Below are 16,527 nucleotides of genomic sequence, written 5' to 3' on the forward strand. Positions count from 1 at the left end.
GCGCGTTGACCGCCGGGGGCGCGGATCCGGATCAATCGGCCCAGCCCGGACGGGGTGCCCGCCCGGACCGACGTCCGCACCGGGTCTTTACCCGGCCTGCGGCGGCCGTACCACCCACTCACCCCGCCGCATCACACCCACCAGGTCGTACGCCGCGTTCAGTACGACCAGGTCGGCGTCCTTGCCCGGCTCGATGGAGCCGGTGCGGTCGTCGATGCCCAGCAGCCGGGCCGGGTTCGCCGACAGTGCCTGTACGGCCTGCTCGATGCCGATGCCGTCGATCGTGACGGCGCGCTTGAAGGCCAGGTCCAGGGTGAGCGTGGAGCCCGCGATCGAGCCGGCGGTGGGGCCGCCGTGGATGCGTGCGACACCGTCCTTGACCTCGACCTCCATCGGGCCGAGCGGGTACATGCCGTCGCTCATGCCGGCCGCGCCCATCGCGTCGGTGATGAACGCGACGCGGTCGGCGCCCGCGTGACGGAACGCCAGTTCCAGGACGGCGGGGTGCAGATGGGTGCCGTCGTTGATCAGCTCGACGGTGATCCGCTCGTCCTCCAGGAGCGCCGCGATCGGCCCGGGGGTGCGGTGGTTCAGGGTCGGCATGGCGTTGAAGAGGTGCGTGGCGACGGTGGCGCCCGCCTCGATGGCCTCGTGGGCCGCCTCGTACGTGGAGTCGGTGTGGCCGATGGCCGCGATGACGCCGGAGTCGGCCAGCAGGCGTACGGAGTCCAGGCCGCCGGGCAGCTCGGGGGCGAGGGTCAGCATCTTCGCCGTGCCGCGGGCCGCGTCGATCAGCTTGCGGACGTCCGCCGGGTCCGGGTCGCGCAGCAGTTCGGGCTGGTGGGCGCCGCAGCGGTGGGCCGAGATGAACGGGCCCTCGAAGTGGATGCCGGCCAGCTCGCCCTGCTCGACCAGCTCGGACAGGACGGCCGCCTGCCGGGCCAGGTCCGCCAGGTCGCCGGTGACGGTCGAGGCGACCATGGAGGTGGTGCCGTGGCGGCGGTGGGTGTCGGCGGCCTTCAGGCACTCCTCGGGGTCGGCGGAGGAGAACGAACCGCCGCCCCCGCCGTGCACGTGCATGTCCACGAAGCCGGGGACGATCAGATGTCCCGACAGGTCGACGGTGGTGCCGCCGGCCGCGGGGCCCACGGCGAGGTGCGGCCCGTCGATGGTGAGCGCGAGTTCGTCGACGACGCCCGCGGGCAGCGCCACCCGGGCGCCGCTGAGGATGGTTCGGTCCGCCATCAGGCAGTTACCTCCGTGGAGAGTAGATCCCGGGCGAGCAGTCCTGCGCCCAGGCAGCCGGCCGCGTCCCCGAGCGCCGCCGGAACGATCGAGGGGAGCGGCTGGAACGTAACCCGCTGCCGGACCGCCTCCCGCAGAGGCGCGAACAGCGTGTCGCCCGCCTCGGCGAGCCCGCCGCCGATGATCAGGGTCTGCGGGTCGAGCAGCGTGAGGCAGGTGACCAGGCCGTCGGCGAGCGCGTCGACGGCCTCGTGCCAGACGGTGACCGCTGTCCGGTCGCCGGACTCGACGGCCTTGGCGGCGTCCGCCGCGGTGGCGTCCGGGTCACCGCAGGCGGCGGCCCAGGCGCGGCCGACGGCGGAGGCCGAGGCCAGCGTCTCCAGGCAGCCGCGCCGGCCGCAGCCGCACTGCGGGCCCTGCGGGCGTACGACGATGTGCCCGATCTCGCCCGCGCTGCCGTGCGCCCCGGCCTCGATGCGGCCGCCGATGCCGATGGCGGCCGCGATGCCGGTACCCAGGGGAAGAAAGAGGAACCGGTCGGCGTCCTTGCCCGCTCCGATGCGGCCCTCGGCGAGGCCGCCGGTGCGTACGTCGTGGCCGAGCGCCACGGGTACGCCGTCGAGCCGCTCCGAGAGCAGGCGGCGCAGCGGGACGTCGCGCCAGCCGAGGTTGGAGGCGTACACGGCGGTACCGGTGGTCTCGTCGACGATGCCGGGGACCGCGACGCCGACGGACGCGGCGGGGGTGCCGTACCGCCGGGCGCCCAGCTCGCGCAGCTCGGCGGCGAAATCGAGGATCGTGCCGATCACCGCTTCGGGGCCGCGCTCGCGTCCGGTGGGGCGGCGGGCCTCGTGCAGCAGGACGGGCGGCCGGGCGGGCGCGCCTCCGGAGGACGCCGCCTCCGTACCGACGAGTGCGGCCTTGATCCCGGTGCCGCCCACATCGAGCGCGATGACATGTCTCACGCGGGCCAGTCTCCCGCGAGAAGTGTCGAAAGGTCTAGTCCACTTGCGGTCTTCGCGCGTAGCTACCCTGTGGGGGTGATGTTCGGGCGTGGTGCACGGGGAGTTGGGTGCCGGGTCGTCCGCGCGTCACCGTGCGCTCCGTCCGCGCCGCGTGCGCCGGGCGGTCGCGCGGGGCCGGAGGGAGGCCCGCGTTCCGGTTCGCTGATGCGAAACGGAGACCTCATTTGGTGTAGACCTTGTGACGGTGTGCGGGGCAGACTCGCAGCTCATGCGCCCGGCGGGGGTGATCCCCGCCGCCGCGGCGCGACCCGGACGTACGGCACACCCAGACGGCACACGAAGGCGGAAAAGGGCACGTAATGGCAGTACAGCGACGCTACAGGAGCCTCGCGGCGGCGGGTATCGCGACGGCCATGACGCTGACCCTGGCGTCCTGCTCCGGCGGACCCGGCGGCAGCGACGACGTCACCCTGAAGCTGGTCGCCGCCGACTACGGCGACAACGCGTCCAACTCCAGCAAGCACTACTGGGACGGCGTCACGCAGGCCTTCGAGGCGAAGCATCCGAACATCAAGGTGGACGTCGACGTCTACAGCTGGGAGGACGTCGACAAGGAGGTCGCGAAGCGGGTCGAGGCCGGCGACGCCCCCGACATGGCCCAGATCGGCGCGTACGCCGACTACGCCGCCGAGGGCAAGCTCTACAGCGCCGACGACCTGCTCTCCATCAGCACCCAGGCGGACTTCACGCCCGGCCTCGCCGACGCGGGCGAGTACCACCGCGTCCAGTACGGCCTGCCCTTCGGAGCCAGCACCCGCCGCCTCTTCTACAACAAGAAGCTCTTCGCCCAGGCCGGCATCGCCAACCCGCCCAAGACCTGGTCCGACATCAAGCAGGACGCGCAGCTCCTGAAGGACGCGGGCGTGAAGACGCCGTTCGCGCTGCCGCTCGGCCCCGAGGAGACCCAGGCCGAGACGATGATCTGGATGCTGAGCGGAGGCGGCGGCTACACCGACTCCATAGGCAAGTACACGATCGACTCGCGCCAGAACGTCCGGACGTTCAAGTGGGTCAAGGACAACCTCGTCACCCCCGGCCTGACCGGCGGCGACCCCGCGAAGCTCAACCGCCAGGCCGGCTTCGACGCCTTCGCCGACGGCAAGGTGGGCATGCTCAACGGCCACCCCACCCTCATGCAGCAGGCCAAGGCCAAGGGCGTCGACTACGGCACCGTCGCGCTCCCCGGCATCAACGGCCCCGCCAAGTCCACCATGGGCGTCGCCGACTGGATGATGGGCTTCAAGCAGAACGGGCACCGCGCCGAGATCGGGAAGTTCCTCGACTTCGTCTACGACAAGGACAACGTCCTGAAGTTCTCCGGCGACTACGGTCTCCTCCCGGTCACCGTCTCCGCCTCCCAGGACATGCTCGCCGAGGACAAGTACAAGAAGCTGCACGGCTTCCTCACGCAGCTGCCGGACGCGGAGTTCTACCCCGCCGACAAGACCTCCTGGCCCCTCGTCAGCAAGACCGTCAAGGCCAAAATGGGCAGCGCGGTCGGCAGCGACGGCGACCCGCAGCAGGTCCTCACCGACATCGAGAACACCGCGAACGAGGCGGACAGCGCGACCCGCTGACGCCGTTCGGCCCCACGCCGCCCGCCCGGGTGATCAGTAGGGATGTCGTACCGCGGGGCTATCGTGGTCGTGTGGTGTCCGAATCGCCGTCCGAGCAGCTGTCAGCGCGCGACGAGGCCGTGCTCGCCGTGGAGCGCCGCTCCTGGCCCGGTCCCGGCGCCAAGGAGCGCGCCGTGCGCGAGCGGCTCGGCATCTCGCCGACCCGCTACTACCAGCTGCTCAACGCCCTCCTGGACGACCCGCGCGCGCTCGCCCACGACCCGGTGACGGTGAATCGGCTGCGCCGGGTCAGGGAGGAGCGGCGGGCGCGTCGCTGACGTCGGCGGGCCGCACCCGAGAGGACTGCGAAGGCCTGCCGCCCGTCGCCGAGCCCGTGCGCGTCCGGCGCGCAAGATCTCCGTACGCCCTCCGCGCGCCCCGGCCCACCGCTAGGCTCGGCCCCATGGGCAGCCCCGAGAACCTCCTCGCGCAGCCGGTGTCCGAAGCGGGCCGCGCGGGCCTGGCCACCCTCCTCGCCCGGCCCGCCGAAGCCGTCGTCGCGCTCGACTTCGACGGCACCCTCGCCGACATCGTCCCCGACCCCGAACAGGCCCGCGCGCACCCCGGCGTCGTCCCGGCCCTCGCCCGCCTCGCGCCGCTGCTGCGCGCCGTCGTGGTGATCACCGGCCGGCCGGCGGAGACCGCCGTACGGCTCGGCGGCTTCGCCGAAGCGGACGGCCTGGACCACCTCGTCGTCCTCGGGCACTACGGCGCGGAGCGCTGGGACGCCGCCACCGGCCGGATCGACGCGCCCGCGCCGCCGCCCGGCGTCGCCGCCGCGGCCGCCGAGCTGCCCGAACTGCTGGCCGGCACCGGCGCCTGGCCGGACGCGTCCGTCGAGGACGCCATCGAGACCAAGGGCGGCCGGGCCGTCGCCGTGCACACCCGCCGCACCGCCGACCCGCAGGGCACCTTCGAAGCGCTGCGCGCGCCGCTGGCCGACCTCGCCGGGCGGCACGGCCTGATCGTCGAGCCGGGCCGCTTCGTCCTGGAGCTGCGCCCGCCCGGCGTCGACAAGGGCGTGGCGCTCACGTCGTACCTGCGGGAGGTGGCCGCGGGCGCGGTCCTCTACGCCGGGGACGATCTCGGCGACCTGGCCGCGTACGCCGCCGTCGACGCACTCCGCGACCAGGGAGAGGCCGGGGTGCTGGTGTGCAGCTCGGCGACGGTCGGCGAGGGCGCCGAGGAACTGGCCGACCGCGCCGACCTGGTCGTACCGGGCCCGCCCGGGGTGGTGCAGCTGCTGACGGGGCTGGCGGAGGCGATGACGCGCACCTGAGGGCTCGCCCCGCAAGGGGCGGCCCCAGGGGCGCGGGGAACTGCGCGAGCGACCACGACGGCGGGGCAGCCGGCAACGTACCGTCCGGGGCAGCCCGGAACCGCCCGGCCTCAGTCCCGCAGCGCCCGCAACTGGTCCAAGAACCACTGCGCAGGCGGCAACGCCGTCGCCGCCATCGCCAGCCGCTTCGAACGTTCCGCGCGCTCGTCCTGGGGCATCGTCAGCGCCTCGTGCAGCGCGCCGGCCGTGGCCTCGATGTCGTACGGATTGACCACCAGCGCGTCGTCCGCCAGCTCCGCGCAGGCCCCGGCCTCCCGGGAGAGCACCAGCGCGCAGCCCGCCTCCGACACCACCGGCACCTCCTTGGCGACCAGGTTCATGCCGTCGCGGATGGGGTTGACCAGCGCGACGTCGGCGAGCCGGTAGGCGGCCAGGGAACGCGCGAAGTCGTCCTTCACATGCAGCACGACCGGCAGCCAGCCGGCCGTGCCGAACTCGTCGTTGATCTCCCCGGCCAGCCGCGCGACCTCCTCGGTGTACTCCCGGTACACCGCCAGGTCCTGCCGCGACGGGTAGGCGAACGCTATGTGGACGACCCGGCCGCGCCACTCGGGCCGGTCGGCCAGCAGCCGCCGGTACGCCCGCAGCCCGCGCACGATGTTCTTGGACAGCTCCGTACGGTCCACCCGCACGATCGTCTTCCGCGGCGCGCCGTCCTCGCCGGTGCCGATCTGCTCGCGCAGGTCCGCCAGCCGGTCGTCGACGTCCGGCTGCCGGGACCGGTCGCGCAGGAAGTCCGCGTCGGCGCCCAGGCCGTGCACGCCGAGCCGGGTGGTCCGGCCCTCGTGCGTGACACGCAGCCCCGCCTCCCCGTCCCGCGCCACCTCGGCGCCCAGCACGGCCGCGCAGCACTCGGCGAACGCCTCGGCCCAGCGGCGGGTCAGGAACGCCGCCCGGTCGCCGCCCAGGACGCCGCGCAGCACCTGGGCCGCCACGTCGTCCGGCAGCAGGCGGAAGTAGTCCGGCGGCGCCCACGGGGTGTGCGAGAAGTGGCCGATGCGCAGGTCGGGGCGGCGCTCGCGGAGCAGCCCCGGGACCAGCGTGAGGTGGTAGTCCTGCACGAGGACGGCGGCGCCCGGCGCCGCGGCCTCGGCGAGCGCGTCGGCGAAAGCGGTGTTGTACGCCTCGTACGCCGCCCACTGGCCGCGGAAATCCGCGTCGAACGACGGCTCCAGCGGCGTCTGGTACAGCAGGTGGTGGACGAACCACAGCACGGAGTTGGCGATGCCGTTGTACGCGTCGGAGAACACCTCGGGCGGGATGTCCAACATCCGGACCTGTTGTCCGCCGGTGTCGGCCGGATCCAGCAGTCCGGCACCGGAGGCGGCCCGCCGGGCCGCCTCGCGGTCGCCGTCGCCGAGCGCCGCACACACCCAGACGGCTCCGGCGTCCGAGCCGATCGCGGACAGGCCCGAGACCAGTCCGCCGCCGCCGCGCCGGGAAGTCAGCGTGCCGTCCGCGCCCAGGGCGTAGGAGACCGGGCCACGGTTGGACGCGACGAGAACCTGGGCACCTGAGCTGGAGGAGACCATGCCGATGAACTAACCCGCCACAGATCCGCTCAAACGTACGGCCCGCAGCACATCATGGGTGCAGCCGCACGTCGGGCGCCGCGCGCGACCGCCACGAGCTCCCGGACGCTCCCGGTCCGCCGGACCTCCGCGGCCCCGCAGGGCCGGTACGGCCCGCCGCGACCGCCCGCCGCGCCCCGGCCTCAGGCCGCCCGCCGCTCCGCGTACTCCGGTATGCCGCGCATCGGCGGCCGCTCCTCGGTGTCCACCGCGGTCGTACGCGGCACGAAGCCGCCCTCCTCGCCGCGGTCGAACTGGGTGAGCCGGGGTCGTACGAGATGGCCGCGCGCCAGCCGCAGCTGGGCGGTGCGGTAGATCGCCGCGGCCATCCGGCCCAGGGCCTGCCCGTCCTGGTGCCGGTGCCTGCGCACCCCCACGTCCACCTGCGCCAGCGCGTCCAGGCCGACCGTGTGCAGCGCGTCGACCAGCAGGCCCAGCTCGACGCCGTACCCCACGGGGAAGGGCAGCCGCTCCAGGAGCGAGCGCCGGGCCGCGTACTCGCCGCCGAGCGGCTGGACGAAACCGGCCAGCTGCGGCCAGTGCAGATTGAGCAGCGGGCGGGCCACCAGCTCGGTCACCCGTCCTCCCTGGCCCGCCTTCGCGCCGCCGGCCTCCTCGCCCAGCGGCCGGTCGTACATCGCCTTCACGAACTGCACCTGCGGATCGGTCAGCAGTGGCCCGACGATCCCGGACACGAAGTCGGCGGAGAACTCGCGCAGGTCGGCGTCGACGAAGCAGACGATGTCGCCGCTGGTGGCCAGCAGCGAGCGCCACAGCACCTCGCCCTTGCCGGGCACCGTCGCCAGCCGGGGCAGGATCGCGTCGCGGTGCACGACCCGGGCGCCGGCCGCGGCCGCGACCTCGGAGGTGCGGTCGGTGGAGCCGGAATCCACCACGATCAGCTCATCGACCAGCGGCATCGCGTCGGACATCAGGTCACGACGGATGATCTCCACGATCGTGCCGACCGTGGCTTCCTCGTCGAGCGCGGGCAGCACTACGCTGACCGTCTGCCCCGTGCGCCCTTTCGCTGCCAACAGCTGGTCGAGCGGTCGGTCGGCGGCGGACCAGGAGCGGCCGGCCAGCCAGCGCTCCACCTCTTCCAGCACGTATCCGTCTCCTTTTGCTACGCGTGTGGGCCATCTTGCTACGCGGTGTGAGCCATCTCGCGGTTCGGACGGCTATCTCAACCATCCACCCCTTCGGTTACAGTCTTGAACAACGCGGATGACCACCGCATGCCGGGGTCACCGCTGAACAAACGCCTGTGTTTCGTATGCAGGCCATACCGCTCATCCAGAGGGGCAGAGGGATACGGCCCGTTGAAGCCCCGGCAACCCTCCAGCCGGTCTTGCCGTCAGGACACTGAAGTCCCGCGCGCGAGGCTCCCGGCTAGGGAAGGTGCCAAATCCGTCTCACGGCGAGATGCGTCGTGAGGAAGATGAGGAGAAAGGGCCTCGCCTCCATGGCTGTGCAAGCTTCTGAAAGCACCACCACTTCCGCCGTCTCCCTCGGCCCCGCCGCTGCGCTGTCCTGCCGCGAGTGCGGCACCCGCTTCGATCTGGGCCCGATCTTCGCCTGTCAGGAATGTTTCGGGCCGCTCGAAGTGGCCTACGACCTGCCGAGCGGCGACCCCGAGGGCCTGAAGAAGCAGATCGAGGCCGGTCCCGACAACATCTGGCGGTACGCGCCGCTGCTGCCCGTCCCCGCCGACGTGGCCGACAAGCCCAACCTCAACCCGGGCTTCACCAAGCTGGTCAAGGCCGACCGCCTCGCCGCCGAGCTGGGCGTCACCGGCGGCCTGTACGTGAAGGACGACTCCGGCAACCCGACGCACTCCTTCAAGGACCGCGTCGTGGCCATCGCCGTCGAGGCGGCCCGCGCCTTCGGCTTCACCACCCTGTCCTGCTCCTCCACCGGCAACCTGGCCGGCGCCGTCGGCGCCGCGGCGCGCCGGGCCGGCTTCCGCTCCTGCGTGTTCATCCCGCACGACCTGGAGGCGGGCAAGGTCGTCATGGCCGCGGTGTACGGCGGTGACCTCGTCGGCATCGAGGGCAACTACGACGACGTCAACCGCTTCTGCTCCGAGCTCATCGGCGACCCGCTGGGCGAGGGCTGGGGCTTCGTGAACGTCAACCTCCGCCCGTACTACGGCGAGGGCTCCAAGACGCTCGCGTACGAGATCTGCGAGCAGCTCGGCTGGGAGCTGCCGGACCAGCTGGTCATCCCGATCGCCTCGGGCTCGCAGCTCACGAAGATCGACAAGGGGCTCAAGGAGCTGATCAAGCTCGGCCTGGTCGAGGACAAGCCGTACAAGATCTTCGGCGCCCAGGCCGAGGGCTGCTCGCCGGTGTCCACCGCCTTCAAGGCCGGCCACGACGTGGTCCGCCCGCAGAAGCCGAACACCATCGCCAAGTCGCTGGCCATCGGCAACCCGGCGGACGGCCCGTACGTGCTCGACATCGCCCGCCGCACCGGCGGCGCCGTCGAGGACGTCAACGACGAGCAGGTCGTGGACGCGATCAAGCTGCTGGCCCGCACCGAGGGCATCTTCGCGGAGACCGCGGGCGGCGTGACCGTCGGCGTCACCAAGAAGCTCATCGAGAACGGTCAGATCGACCCGGCCAAGTCCCTCGTCGTCCTGAACACCGGCGACGGCCTGAAGACGCTGGACGCCGTCGCGCCGACCACCGGCCCGACCGCGACCATCCGTCCGAGCCTGGACTCCTTCCGCGAGGCCGGCCTCGGCTGAGCCCTGGCCCCCGGCCGGAGAGCCGCCTCGCACCCGTAGCCACTGAACCCGGAAGGCAGAAGAACATGAGCGTCAACGTCCGCATCCCCACCATCCTCCGCACCTACACCGGCGGCCAGGCCGAGGTCCCCGCCGAGGGCGCGAAGCTCTCCGAGGTCATCCAGGACCTGGAGAAGAACCACAACGGCATCGCGGCGCGCGTCCTGGACGACCAGGGCAAGCTGCGCCGCTTCGTGAACGTCTACGTCAACGACGACGACGTGCGCTTCGAGGGTGGTCTGGAGACCGCGACGCCGGACGGCGCCAGCGTCTCGATCATTCCCGCGGTGGCCGGCGGCTGCTGAAAAAGCGGCTGTACGCCCCTTTGTGCGCCCTGTGCGCGCCCCTTGTGCACCGTCTCGTGAATGACGGGATGCGCACTCCGGAATCGCCCCGTCCGCATCAGAAGCGGACGGGGCGATTCCATGTCGTTAAAGGCGATACAGTTGAGGTGAATCCTCTTCACGCGCGTGCCCGACGCATATGAGAACGCGACAAGATGTGCCCAAAGTGTGTGCGCAATTTGTCGTGTTGATGAGCTATGCCCGGCCCGGCTTGCCCAGAATTGTTGAGACTTCGCCGGATATCGGCGAATGGTCGTGGGCAGAATTCTCGTCCGATTGACCTGTTGCGCTGGGCATCGGTCCAGATACATTCAGCGGCGGTCGACGCGTTCCGGCGCACACCCTCCTTGGGGGTGAGGTCTGACCCGGGTCCGCGGAGTGCGGTCCTGCGCAAGGGCCAGCAATAGGGGAGTTAGGAATGGCTCAGGGCACCGTCAAGTGGTTCAACGCGGAGAAGGGGTACGGCTTCATCGCGGTCGACGGTGGTGCGGATGTTTTCGTCCACTACAGCGCGATCCAGATGGACGGTTACCGCACCCTTGAGGAAGGCCAGCGGGTCGAGTTCGAGATCTCGCAGGGTCAGAAGGGGCCGCAGGCGGACATGGTCCGCGTGGCCGGCTGAAGCGCCGACCGACTGCAGCGTACGGAGGTCCGTGCTCCCTGATGGGGGGTGCGGACCTCTTGTTGTGCGTGCGCGGGGACCTTGCGTGTGGCTGTGGGGAGGCCGCAGCCTGGCTTGGACGCTTGCACTCGAGGGGGTCGAGTGCTAATCATTGCGTTAGCACTCTGAAGGTGAGAGTGACAGAAGGACCGGGTCGGTGAGGCCCGTCGCCGGGTGGGGAAGGAACCATCAGGCGCAGGCCGTCCGTCGCGGGCGCCACGCGGTCCGGAGCAATCCACCCCTGTCCGGGAGGACCACTTCACATGGCCAAGATCATCGCGTTCGACGAGGAGGCACGGCGCGGTCTCGAGCGCGGGATGAACCAGCTCGCCGACGCCGTCAAGGTCACCCTTGGCCCCAAGGGCCGCAACGTCGTCCTTGAGAAGAAGTGGGGTGCCCCCACGATCACCAACGATGGTGTGTCCATCGCCAAGGAGATCGAGCTCGAGGACCCGTACGAGAAGATCGGCGCCGAGCTGGTCAAGGAGGTCGCGAAGAAGACGGACGACGTCGCCGGTGACGGCACGACGACCGCGACCGTCCTGGCCCAGGCCCTGGTCCGCGAGGGCCTGCGCAACGTCGCGGCCGGCGCCAACCCGATGGCCCTGAAGCGCGGCATCGAGCGCGCCGTCGAGGCCGTCTCCGCCGCCCTGCTGGAGCAGGCGAAGGACGTGGAGACCAAGGAGCAGATCGCCTCCACCGCCTCCATCTCCGCGGCCGACACCCAGATCGGCGAGCTCATCGCCGAGGCCATGGACAAGGTCGGCAAGGAAGGCGTCATCACCGTCGAGGAGTCCCAGACCTTCGGTCTGGAGCTGGAGCTCACCGAGGGTATGCGCTTCGACAAGGGCTACATCTCGGCGTACTTCGCCACCGACATGGAGCGTATGGAGGCGTCGCTCGACGACCCGTACATCCTGATCGTCAACTCCAAGATCTCCAACGTGAAGGACCTCCTTCCGCTGCTGGAGAAGGTCATGCAGTCGGGCAAGCCGCTGCTGATCATCGCGGAGGACGTCGAGGGCGAGGCCCTGTCGACCCTGGTCGTCAACAAGATCCGTGGCACCTTCAAGTCCGTCGCCGTGAAGGCCCCGGGCTTCGGTGACCGCCGCAAGGCCATGCTCGGCGACATCGCCATCCTCACCGGTGGCACCGTCATCTCCGAGGAGGTCGGCCTCAAGCTGGAGAACGCCGGTCTCGACCTGCTCGGCCGCGCCCGCAAGGTCGTCATCACCAAGGACGAGACCACCATCGTCGACGGTGCCGGCGACAGCGACCAGGTCCAGGGCCGCGTCAACCAGATCCGCGCCGAGATCGAGAACTCGGACAGCGACTACGACCGCGAGAAGCTGCAGGAGCGCCTGGCGAAGCTCGCCGGCGGTGTTGCGGTCATCAAGGCCGGTGCCGCGACCGAGGTGGAGCTCAAGGAGCGCAAGCACCGCATCGAGGACGCCGTTCGCAACGCGAAGGCGGCCGTCGAGGAGGGCATCGTCGCCGGCGGTGGCGTCGCCCTGCTGCAGGCTTCCTCGGTCTTCGAGAAGCTCGAGCTCGAGGGTGACGAGGCCACCGGTGCCGCCGCTGTGAAGCTGGCCCTGGAGGCCCCGCTGAAGCAGATCTCCGTCAACGGCGGCCTCGAGGGCGGCGTCGTGGTGGAGAAGGTGCGCAACCTGACCGTGGGTCACGGCCTCAACGCCGCGACCGGCGAGTACGTCGACATGATCGCCGAGGGCATCATCGACCCCGCCAAGGTCACCCGCTCCGCGCTGCAGAACGCCGCCTCCATCGCGGCGCTCTTCCTCACCACCGAGGCCGTCATCGCCGACAAGCCGGAGAAGGCCGCCGCGGGCGGCGCCCCGGGCGGCATGCCGGGCGGTGACATGGACTTCTGATCCACCCCTCCCGGGACCGGATCAGCTGTTCACAGCTGTACGAACCGAGGGCGGCACCCCATCACGGGGGTGCCGCCCTCGGGCGTTTCAGTAGACGGGCCGGGTGTCCGGAGCCGGGGTCGGGGCCGGGTCCGGGCGGGTGCCGCGGCGGATGAGCCGGCTGCCCGCCCACACCGTGCCCGCGCAGACCGCGGCGGCCACCGGCGCCCCGTACAGGGCGTGCTCCAGACCGTGCGGCGGCAGAAGCATCAGCAGCTGCCTGGCGAGCGGATCCGCCGCGGCGGCCGCCCCCTCCGGGATGCCCGCCGCCTCCAGCCCGCCGACGAAGCCGATCGCGCCCAGGGTGTACGCGGCCCAGGTGCTGAGCAACACGCGTGGGACGCGGGCCAGGCCGGCCGTCGTCACGCTCACGCAGAGGTGCGTGACCAGGTACAGGGCCAGGAACGTCTGCCAGGCGTAGAAGAGCATGAACTGGCGTGTCCGGGGCTTCTCGCCGGCCAGTAACGCCGTCCCGTCGGTGTTGCCGACCTGCTCGCGCAGCCAGATGCCGCACTCCTTGGGCAGTTCGTCCGGCGCGCACCACAGTCGTACGAGCGGCTCCAGCACCCGGCCGGGCGCGTCCGAGAGCAGCACGGACAGCACCAGCGCGCCGCCCGCGGTCGCGAGCAGCGTGGAGCCGATCTGCGGCCAGAGGGTGTCCAGGCGGGCGCGGAACCGGCGGGTGACGGCGTGGAGTCGCTCGCGGAGGGGGAGGCCGGACTCCTCCGTATCGGCACCGAGCACGCCGGTCAGTTGGGCGACCTGGCCGCCGAGCAGCCCGATGAGTACTGCATGGCCGGTGCCGGCCTGGGCGTCCATGAGCAGCTGGAGGGTCGCTTGGCCGCGCAGTGCCGGGTCGAAGGACAGCTCGGGCAGCCGCAGGCAGGCGAGCGCGAGCAGGTGGGCGAGCGGCGCGAACACGGGGAACACGACGGCGACGGCCATGATCTTGGCGCGGCCCGTCGCTCGGGCGGCGAATCCCGCGGCGGCCGCCGCCAGCAGCACGAGGAAGAGCACTGTCCACAGCGCTTCCTGGAGCACGGCCGGCGCGCCGGTCGCCTCGGTGAACCGCAGCGTCGGCGAGACGGTGAGCAGCCGCAGCGCGGACAGCGGCCGGTCGCCGGTGCTCCGGTCCGCCCAGTCGACCTGCTGCGGCAGTGTGCCGAGCAGATGGAGCAGCAGGACGGTGAGGACGGCGGCGGCCACGGGAGAGCGGCGCGCGGCGCGGAGGGCGTTCACCGGCCCTCCGCGACGGGCCGGGGAGCGGCCGTCACCCGGAAGGGGCGGCCGTCGTTGTCGATGGTCGTCCGGTGCAGGGTTTCGCCGTCCCACCAGGTGAGGGTGGCGCGCCATTCGGTGTAGTGGCTGCGGGTGCGGCCGGTGATCAGCAGGTCGTACACGTCGCTCGTGCCGATGGACTTGGGGAGGCGCAGGCCGTGCCGGTCCGCCTGCTTCTCCGTCTGCCGGGCCGCTTCCTGGTGGGGACTGGTCAGCAGATAGCCGCTGGAGACCGGCCGGCCTACCGGCAGCGTGTCGAGATCGACGGCGAACACTTCCTGGATGCCGTTGCCGCCGCAGACGACGTGCGGGGCGACGCGGCCGGCCGTGGGCTCGGCCCGGCGGGTGATGGTGAGGGTCAGGTCGCGGATCTGTACGGCTTTGTCGAGGTTGCCGCGGATGCTGATGGCCGCTTCGACCTCCGACAGATGGGTGATCTTCTTTTCCCGTTCCCAGCGGGTGAGGGTCCGTACCGGGGCCGCGGGGACGCTGCTTCGGAGTCTTTCCTGATCCGGCGGGACGACGTACCGCGCCGAGCAGGAATCATCGGCCTGGCTCACGTCCATGGCGACGGCTTCCTCGCCGAACAGCGCGTCGTACCCCGCGGTGACCAGGGGCGTGAGCACCGGCACGGCGGCGATGACCAGCCCCACCGTCGCGATCTTGTTGGCCGCCCCCAACGCCGCGAATCGCCGTCGGAGGCGGCTGAACCGCCCGCCGCCGGCCGGCGGCGGGGTGGGCTCGGGCTGCGCGGCCGGGCCGGGAGCGGGCTCCGCCGCTCCGTCCGGCCGCGGGGCTCTCGTCGCATCGCTCGTCACACGCCTCAACTCCCCCTGTTGAACCGCCTGTTGTCTGATGAAGGTACATGCCACGTACCCGGAGCAGCAGGGGGCGGGACGCGCGGGACGCGCGGGGCGAGGCGGGGCGCGGGCCGGCCGCCGCCGGGCGGCCGGCCCGCTTCTCAGACGTTCGCCGTTTTCTTGGCCGGGGCGGGGGCCGTTGCCGGAGTGGGCTTGGCCGGGGCCGTCGCCGGGGCGGGCGCTTCGGTGTCGGTGTTCAGGTCGGTGAGCATTTGTTTGCTGAAGCCGAAGAAGTAGGTGGCCAGGAAGCCGACGAGGTAGCCGGCGAGGAGGCCCACGGCGTAGATGACTGCTGTCGTGCCCAGGTCGTGGTTGCCCTTGAGGAGGGGGAAGAGGGCCCAGCCGGAGGGGCCGATGGCGGTGGAGCCGACGGCCGTGCCGAGCTGGTTGAAGAGGCCGACGAAGGCGCCGCCGAACGCGCCGCCGACGCAGGCGGTGATGAACGGCCGCCCGAGCGGGAGCGAGACGCCGTAGATCAGCGGTTCGCCGACGCCGAGGAAGCCGGCGGGGAGGGCGGACTTGATCGTCGTACGGATCGAGCCGTTGCGGGGGAGGCGGAGGTAGACGGCGACGGCCGCGCCGACCTGGCCCGCGCCGGCCATGGCCAGGATCGGCAGCAGGACCGTATAGCTCTGCTGCTCGATGAGGGTGGTGTGGATGGGGATGAGGGCCTGGTGCAGGCCGAGCATCACCAGCGGCAGGAAGAGACCGCCGAGGACGAAGCCGGCAAGCGCGCCGCCGTGGGCGAGGAGCCAGTTGGCGGCCGTACCGATCGCGGTGGAGACCTCACCCGCTGCGTACATCAGGCCGAAGATCGTCACCAGTCCGGTGAGCAGGACGGTGAGGGTCGGGGTGACCAGGACGTCCAGCGATTCCGGTACCCATTTGCGGCACCACTTCTCGATGTACACCGCCAGTACGGCGGCGCCCAGCGCGCCGAGGACGCCGCCCTGGCCGGGGGAGAGCTTCTGGCCGAACGCGGTGATGTTCGCGACGCCGGGGAAGACGATGATCGCCGCGACCGCGCCGCCGAGGATCGGCGTACCGCCGAACTCCTTCGCCGTGTTGAAGCCGACGAACACCGCGATCAGCGCCATGAAGCCGGAGGCGATGGCGGTCAGCGCGGGGGCCAGGGCCGGCAGCCAGCCGAGGTTGGTCAGCAGGCCGTTGATGCCGGCGATGATGCCGCAGCCGATGAGGGCCGGGATCAGCGGGACGAAGATGTTGGCGATCCGGCGGAGGAACAGCTTGAAGGGGGTGGCGTTCGCCGCCTTCCGGCGGGCCTTGATCGCGGCGCCCTGAGCGGCGAGCTCGTCGGCGGTGAGAGGGGTGAGGGGGGTGGGGTCGCCGGGTGCGCCCGCCCCGTCGGACGAGCCGGATGAGCTGGATGAGTCGGTTGTGGTGTACGGGGCGGCGGCGCCGGCGGTCGGTGTGGGGTCGGTCGCCTGCGGGTCGGGGGTGGCCGCCCGCTCCTCCTCGACCAGTTCCTCGAAGACGGGCGTGACGCGGGCGACCGTGCCGGGGCCCAGCACGATCTGGTACGTGTCGTCCTCGACCACCCCCATGACGGCCGGCAGCGCCTTCAGGGCGTCGTCCTGGACCAGCGAGCGGTCCTTGATGCCGAGGCGGAGCCGGGTCATGCAGTGCGCGACGGACGTGATGTTGGCAGCGCCGCCCACGAGGGGCAGGAGCGCGGCGGCGGTGGCGCGGTTCTTGTCCGGGGAGCCGGAGTTCCCCTGGGGAGATGCAGAGGTCATGTGCAGGCGCTGTTCTGTCGGAGGGGGCGCGTCGTCGCGCGGGGGGGGAGAGAGGGCGCCGCTCCCAAAGTCCCAAGGGGAGTGCGCGGGCGGGTGGGCGGCTGTTCTGGGC

At 71.6% G+C, this 16,527-nt stretch carries 14 protein-coding genes and 1 riboswitch; of the genes, 7 read left to right on the forward strand and 7 right to left on the reverse strand.

Translation table 11 applies throughout. The features are described 5' to 3' along the window. Nucleotides 1-87: 87 nt before the first annotated feature. Together nagA and ABZ840_RS15425 are read right to left on the reverse strand one after the other, a co-directional pair. A complete protein-coding gene (gene nagA, locus ABZ840_RS15420; protein ID WP_361559168.1) occupies nt 88-1,245 on the reverse strand; it encodes an N-acetylglucosamine-6-phosphate deacetylase in 1,158 nt (385 codons plus the stop codon). Next, nucleotides 1,245-2,210 carry an ROK family protein gene (locus ABZ840_RS15425; RefSeq protein WP_361559171.1) on the reverse strand — a complete coding sequence of 322 codons (966 nt, stop codon included), beginning with the start codon at nt 2,208-2,210 and terminating at the stop codon, nt 1,245-1,247. Before ABZ840_RS15425 ends, nagA begins: the two co-directional genes overlap by 1 nt. Nucleotides 2,211-2,623: 413 nt before the next feature. On the opposite strand from ABZ840_RS15425, the gene ABZ840_RS15430 reads away from it, so the two are divergent. The 3 genes from ABZ840_RS15430 (at nt 2,624) to otsB (ending at nt 5,165) form a co-directional block, all read left to right on the forward strand. Beyond that, a complete protein-coding gene (locus tag ABZ840_RS15430) occupies nt 2,624-3,847 on the forward strand; it encodes an extracellular solute-binding protein (protein WP_361559174.1) in 1,224 nt (407 codons plus the stop codon). 71 nt (nt 3,848-3,918) lie between these two features. Beyond that, nucleotides 3,919-4,164 carry a DUF3263 domain-containing protein gene (locus ABZ840_RS15435; RefSeq protein ID WP_361559177.1) on the forward strand — a complete coding sequence of 82 codons (246 nt, stop codon included), beginning with the start codon at nt 3,919-3,921 and terminating at the stop codon, nt 4,162-4,164. Nucleotides 4,165-4,289: 125 nt separating this feature from the next. Then, nucleotides 4,290-5,165 carry a trehalose-phosphatase gene (gene otsB / locus ABZ840_RS15440; protein ID WP_361559179.1) on the forward strand — a complete coding sequence of 292 codons (876 nt, stop codon included), beginning with the start codon at nt 4,290-4,292 and terminating at the stop codon, nt 5,163-5,165. Nucleotides 5,166-5,275: 110 nt separating this feature from the next. Here otsB and ABZ840_RS15445 read toward each other — a convergent pair whose 3' ends face one another. Then, the gene (locus ABZ840_RS15445) at nt 5,276-6,757 is read right to left on the reverse strand and encodes a trehalose-6-phosphate synthase (RefSeq protein ID WP_361559182.1); all 1,482 of its coding nucleotides are present in this window, start codon (nt 6,755-6,757) and stop codon (nt 5,276-5,278) included. Nucleotides 6,758-6,939: 182 nt separating this feature from the next. Next, a complete protein-coding gene (locus ABZ840_RS15450) occupies nt 6,940-7,905 on the reverse strand; it encodes a glucosyl-3-phosphoglycerate synthase (protein WP_361559185.1) in 966 nt (321 codons plus the stop codon). 180 nt (nt 7,906-8,085) lie between these two features. Beyond that, nucleotides 8,086-8,244: riboswitch (SAM riboswitch) on the forward strand. A gap of 17 nt (nt 8,245-8,261) precedes the next feature. Between ABZ840_RS15450 and thrC the strand changes: the two genes are divergently transcribed. From thrC to groL, 4 genes are all read left to right on the forward strand, one after another. Further along, a complete protein-coding gene (gene thrC, locus ABZ840_RS15455; RefSeq protein ID WP_361559187.1) occupies nt 8,262-9,548 on the forward strand; it encodes a threonine synthase in 1,287 nt (428 codons plus the stop codon). A gap of 65 nt (nt 9,549-9,613) precedes the next feature. Beyond that, a complete protein-coding gene (locus ABZ840_RS15460) occupies nt 9,614-9,892 on the forward strand; it encodes a MoaD/ThiS family protein (RefSeq protein ID WP_361559190.1) in 279 nt (92 codons plus the stop codon). 457 nt (nt 9,893-10,349) lie between these two features. Continuing rightward, a complete protein-coding gene (locus ABZ840_RS15465; protein WP_003986833.1) occupies nt 10,350-10,553 on the forward strand; it encodes a cold-shock protein in 204 nt (67 codons plus the stop codon). A 302-nt stretch (nt 10,554-10,855) separates the two neighbouring features. Then, nucleotides 10,856-12,481, forward strand: coding sequence for a chaperonin GroEL (groL, locus tag ABZ840_RS15470; protein ID WP_361559193.1), 1,626 nt, complete (start codon nt 10,856-10,858; stop codon nt 12,479-12,481). Nucleotides 12,482-12,568: 87 nt separating this feature from the next. On the opposite strand, the gene ABZ840_RS15475 is transcribed toward groL, so the two are convergent. The 3 genes from ABZ840_RS15475 to ABZ840_RS15485 all read right to left on the reverse strand — a co-directional run bounded on the left by ABZ840_RS15475 (nt 12,569) and on the right by ABZ840_RS15485 (nt 16,415). Continuing rightward, nucleotides 12,569-13,759: a hypothetical protein gene (locus tag ABZ840_RS15475; RefSeq protein WP_361559196.1), complete on the reverse strand. Its 1,191-nt coding sequence runs from the start codon at nt 13,757-13,759 to the stop codon at nt 12,569-12,571. Then, the gene (locus tag ABZ840_RS15480; RefSeq protein ID WP_361559198.1) at nt 13,756-14,616 is read right to left on the reverse strand and encodes a hypothetical protein; all 861 of its coding nucleotides are present in this window, start codon (nt 14,614-14,616) and stop codon (nt 13,756-13,758) included. Before ABZ840_RS15480 ends, ABZ840_RS15475 begins: the two co-directional genes overlap by 4 nt. Before the next feature lie 143 nt (nt 14,617-14,759). Then, nucleotides 14,760-16,415 (reverse strand): PTS transporter subunit EIIC, encoded by a 1,656-nt coding sequence (locus ABZ840_RS15485; RefSeq protein ID WP_361559201.1) that lies wholly within the window; start codon nt 16,413-16,415, stop codon nt 14,760-14,762. Nucleotides 16,416-16,527: the final 112 nt, after the last annotated feature.

This window comes from Streptomyces sp. NPDC047117 (genome assembly GCF_040643545.1).
Lineage (GTDB): Bacteria > Actinomycetota > Actinomycetes > Streptomycetales > Streptomycetaceae > Streptomyces.

Excerpts from the sequence above, each read along its gene's own strand:
- nagA (WP_361559168.1), bottom strand. The coding sequence starts at position 1,245 with ATGGCGGACCGAACCATCCTCAGCGGCGCCCGGGTGGCGCTGCCCGCG.
- ABZ840_RS15430 (WP_361559174.1), top strand. The coding sequence starts at position 2,624 with ATGACGCTGACCCTGGCGTCCTGCTCCGGCGGACCCGGCGGCAGCGAC.
- otsB (WP_361559179.1), top strand. The coding sequence starts at position 4,290 with ATGGGCAGCCCCGAGAACCTCCTCGCGCAGCCGGTGTCCGAAGCGGGC.
- ABZ840_RS15445 (WP_361559182.1), bottom strand. The coding sequence starts at position 6,757 with ATGGTCTCCTCCAGCTCAGGTGCCCAGGTTCTCGTCGCGTCCAACCGT.
- thrC (WP_361559187.1), top strand. The coding sequence starts at position 8,262 with ATGGCTGTGCAAGCTTCTGAAAGCACCACCACTTCCGCCGTCTCCCTC.
- ABZ840_RS15460 (WP_361559190.1), top strand. The coding sequence starts at position 9,614 with ATGAGCGTCAACGTCCGCATCCCCACCATCCTCCGCACCTACACCGGC.
- ABZ840_RS15465 (WP_003986833.1), top strand. The coding sequence starts at position 10,350 with ATGGCTCAGGGCACCGTCAAGTGGTTCAACGCGGAGAAGGGGTACGGC.
- groL (WP_361559193.1), top strand. The coding sequence starts at position 10,856 with ATGGCCAAGATCATCGCGTTCGACGAGGAGGCACGGCGCGGTCTCGAG.
- ABZ840_RS15485 (WP_361559201.1), bottom strand. The coding sequence starts at position 16,415 with ATGACCTCTGCATCTCCCCAGGGGAACTCCGGCTCCCCGGACAAGAAC.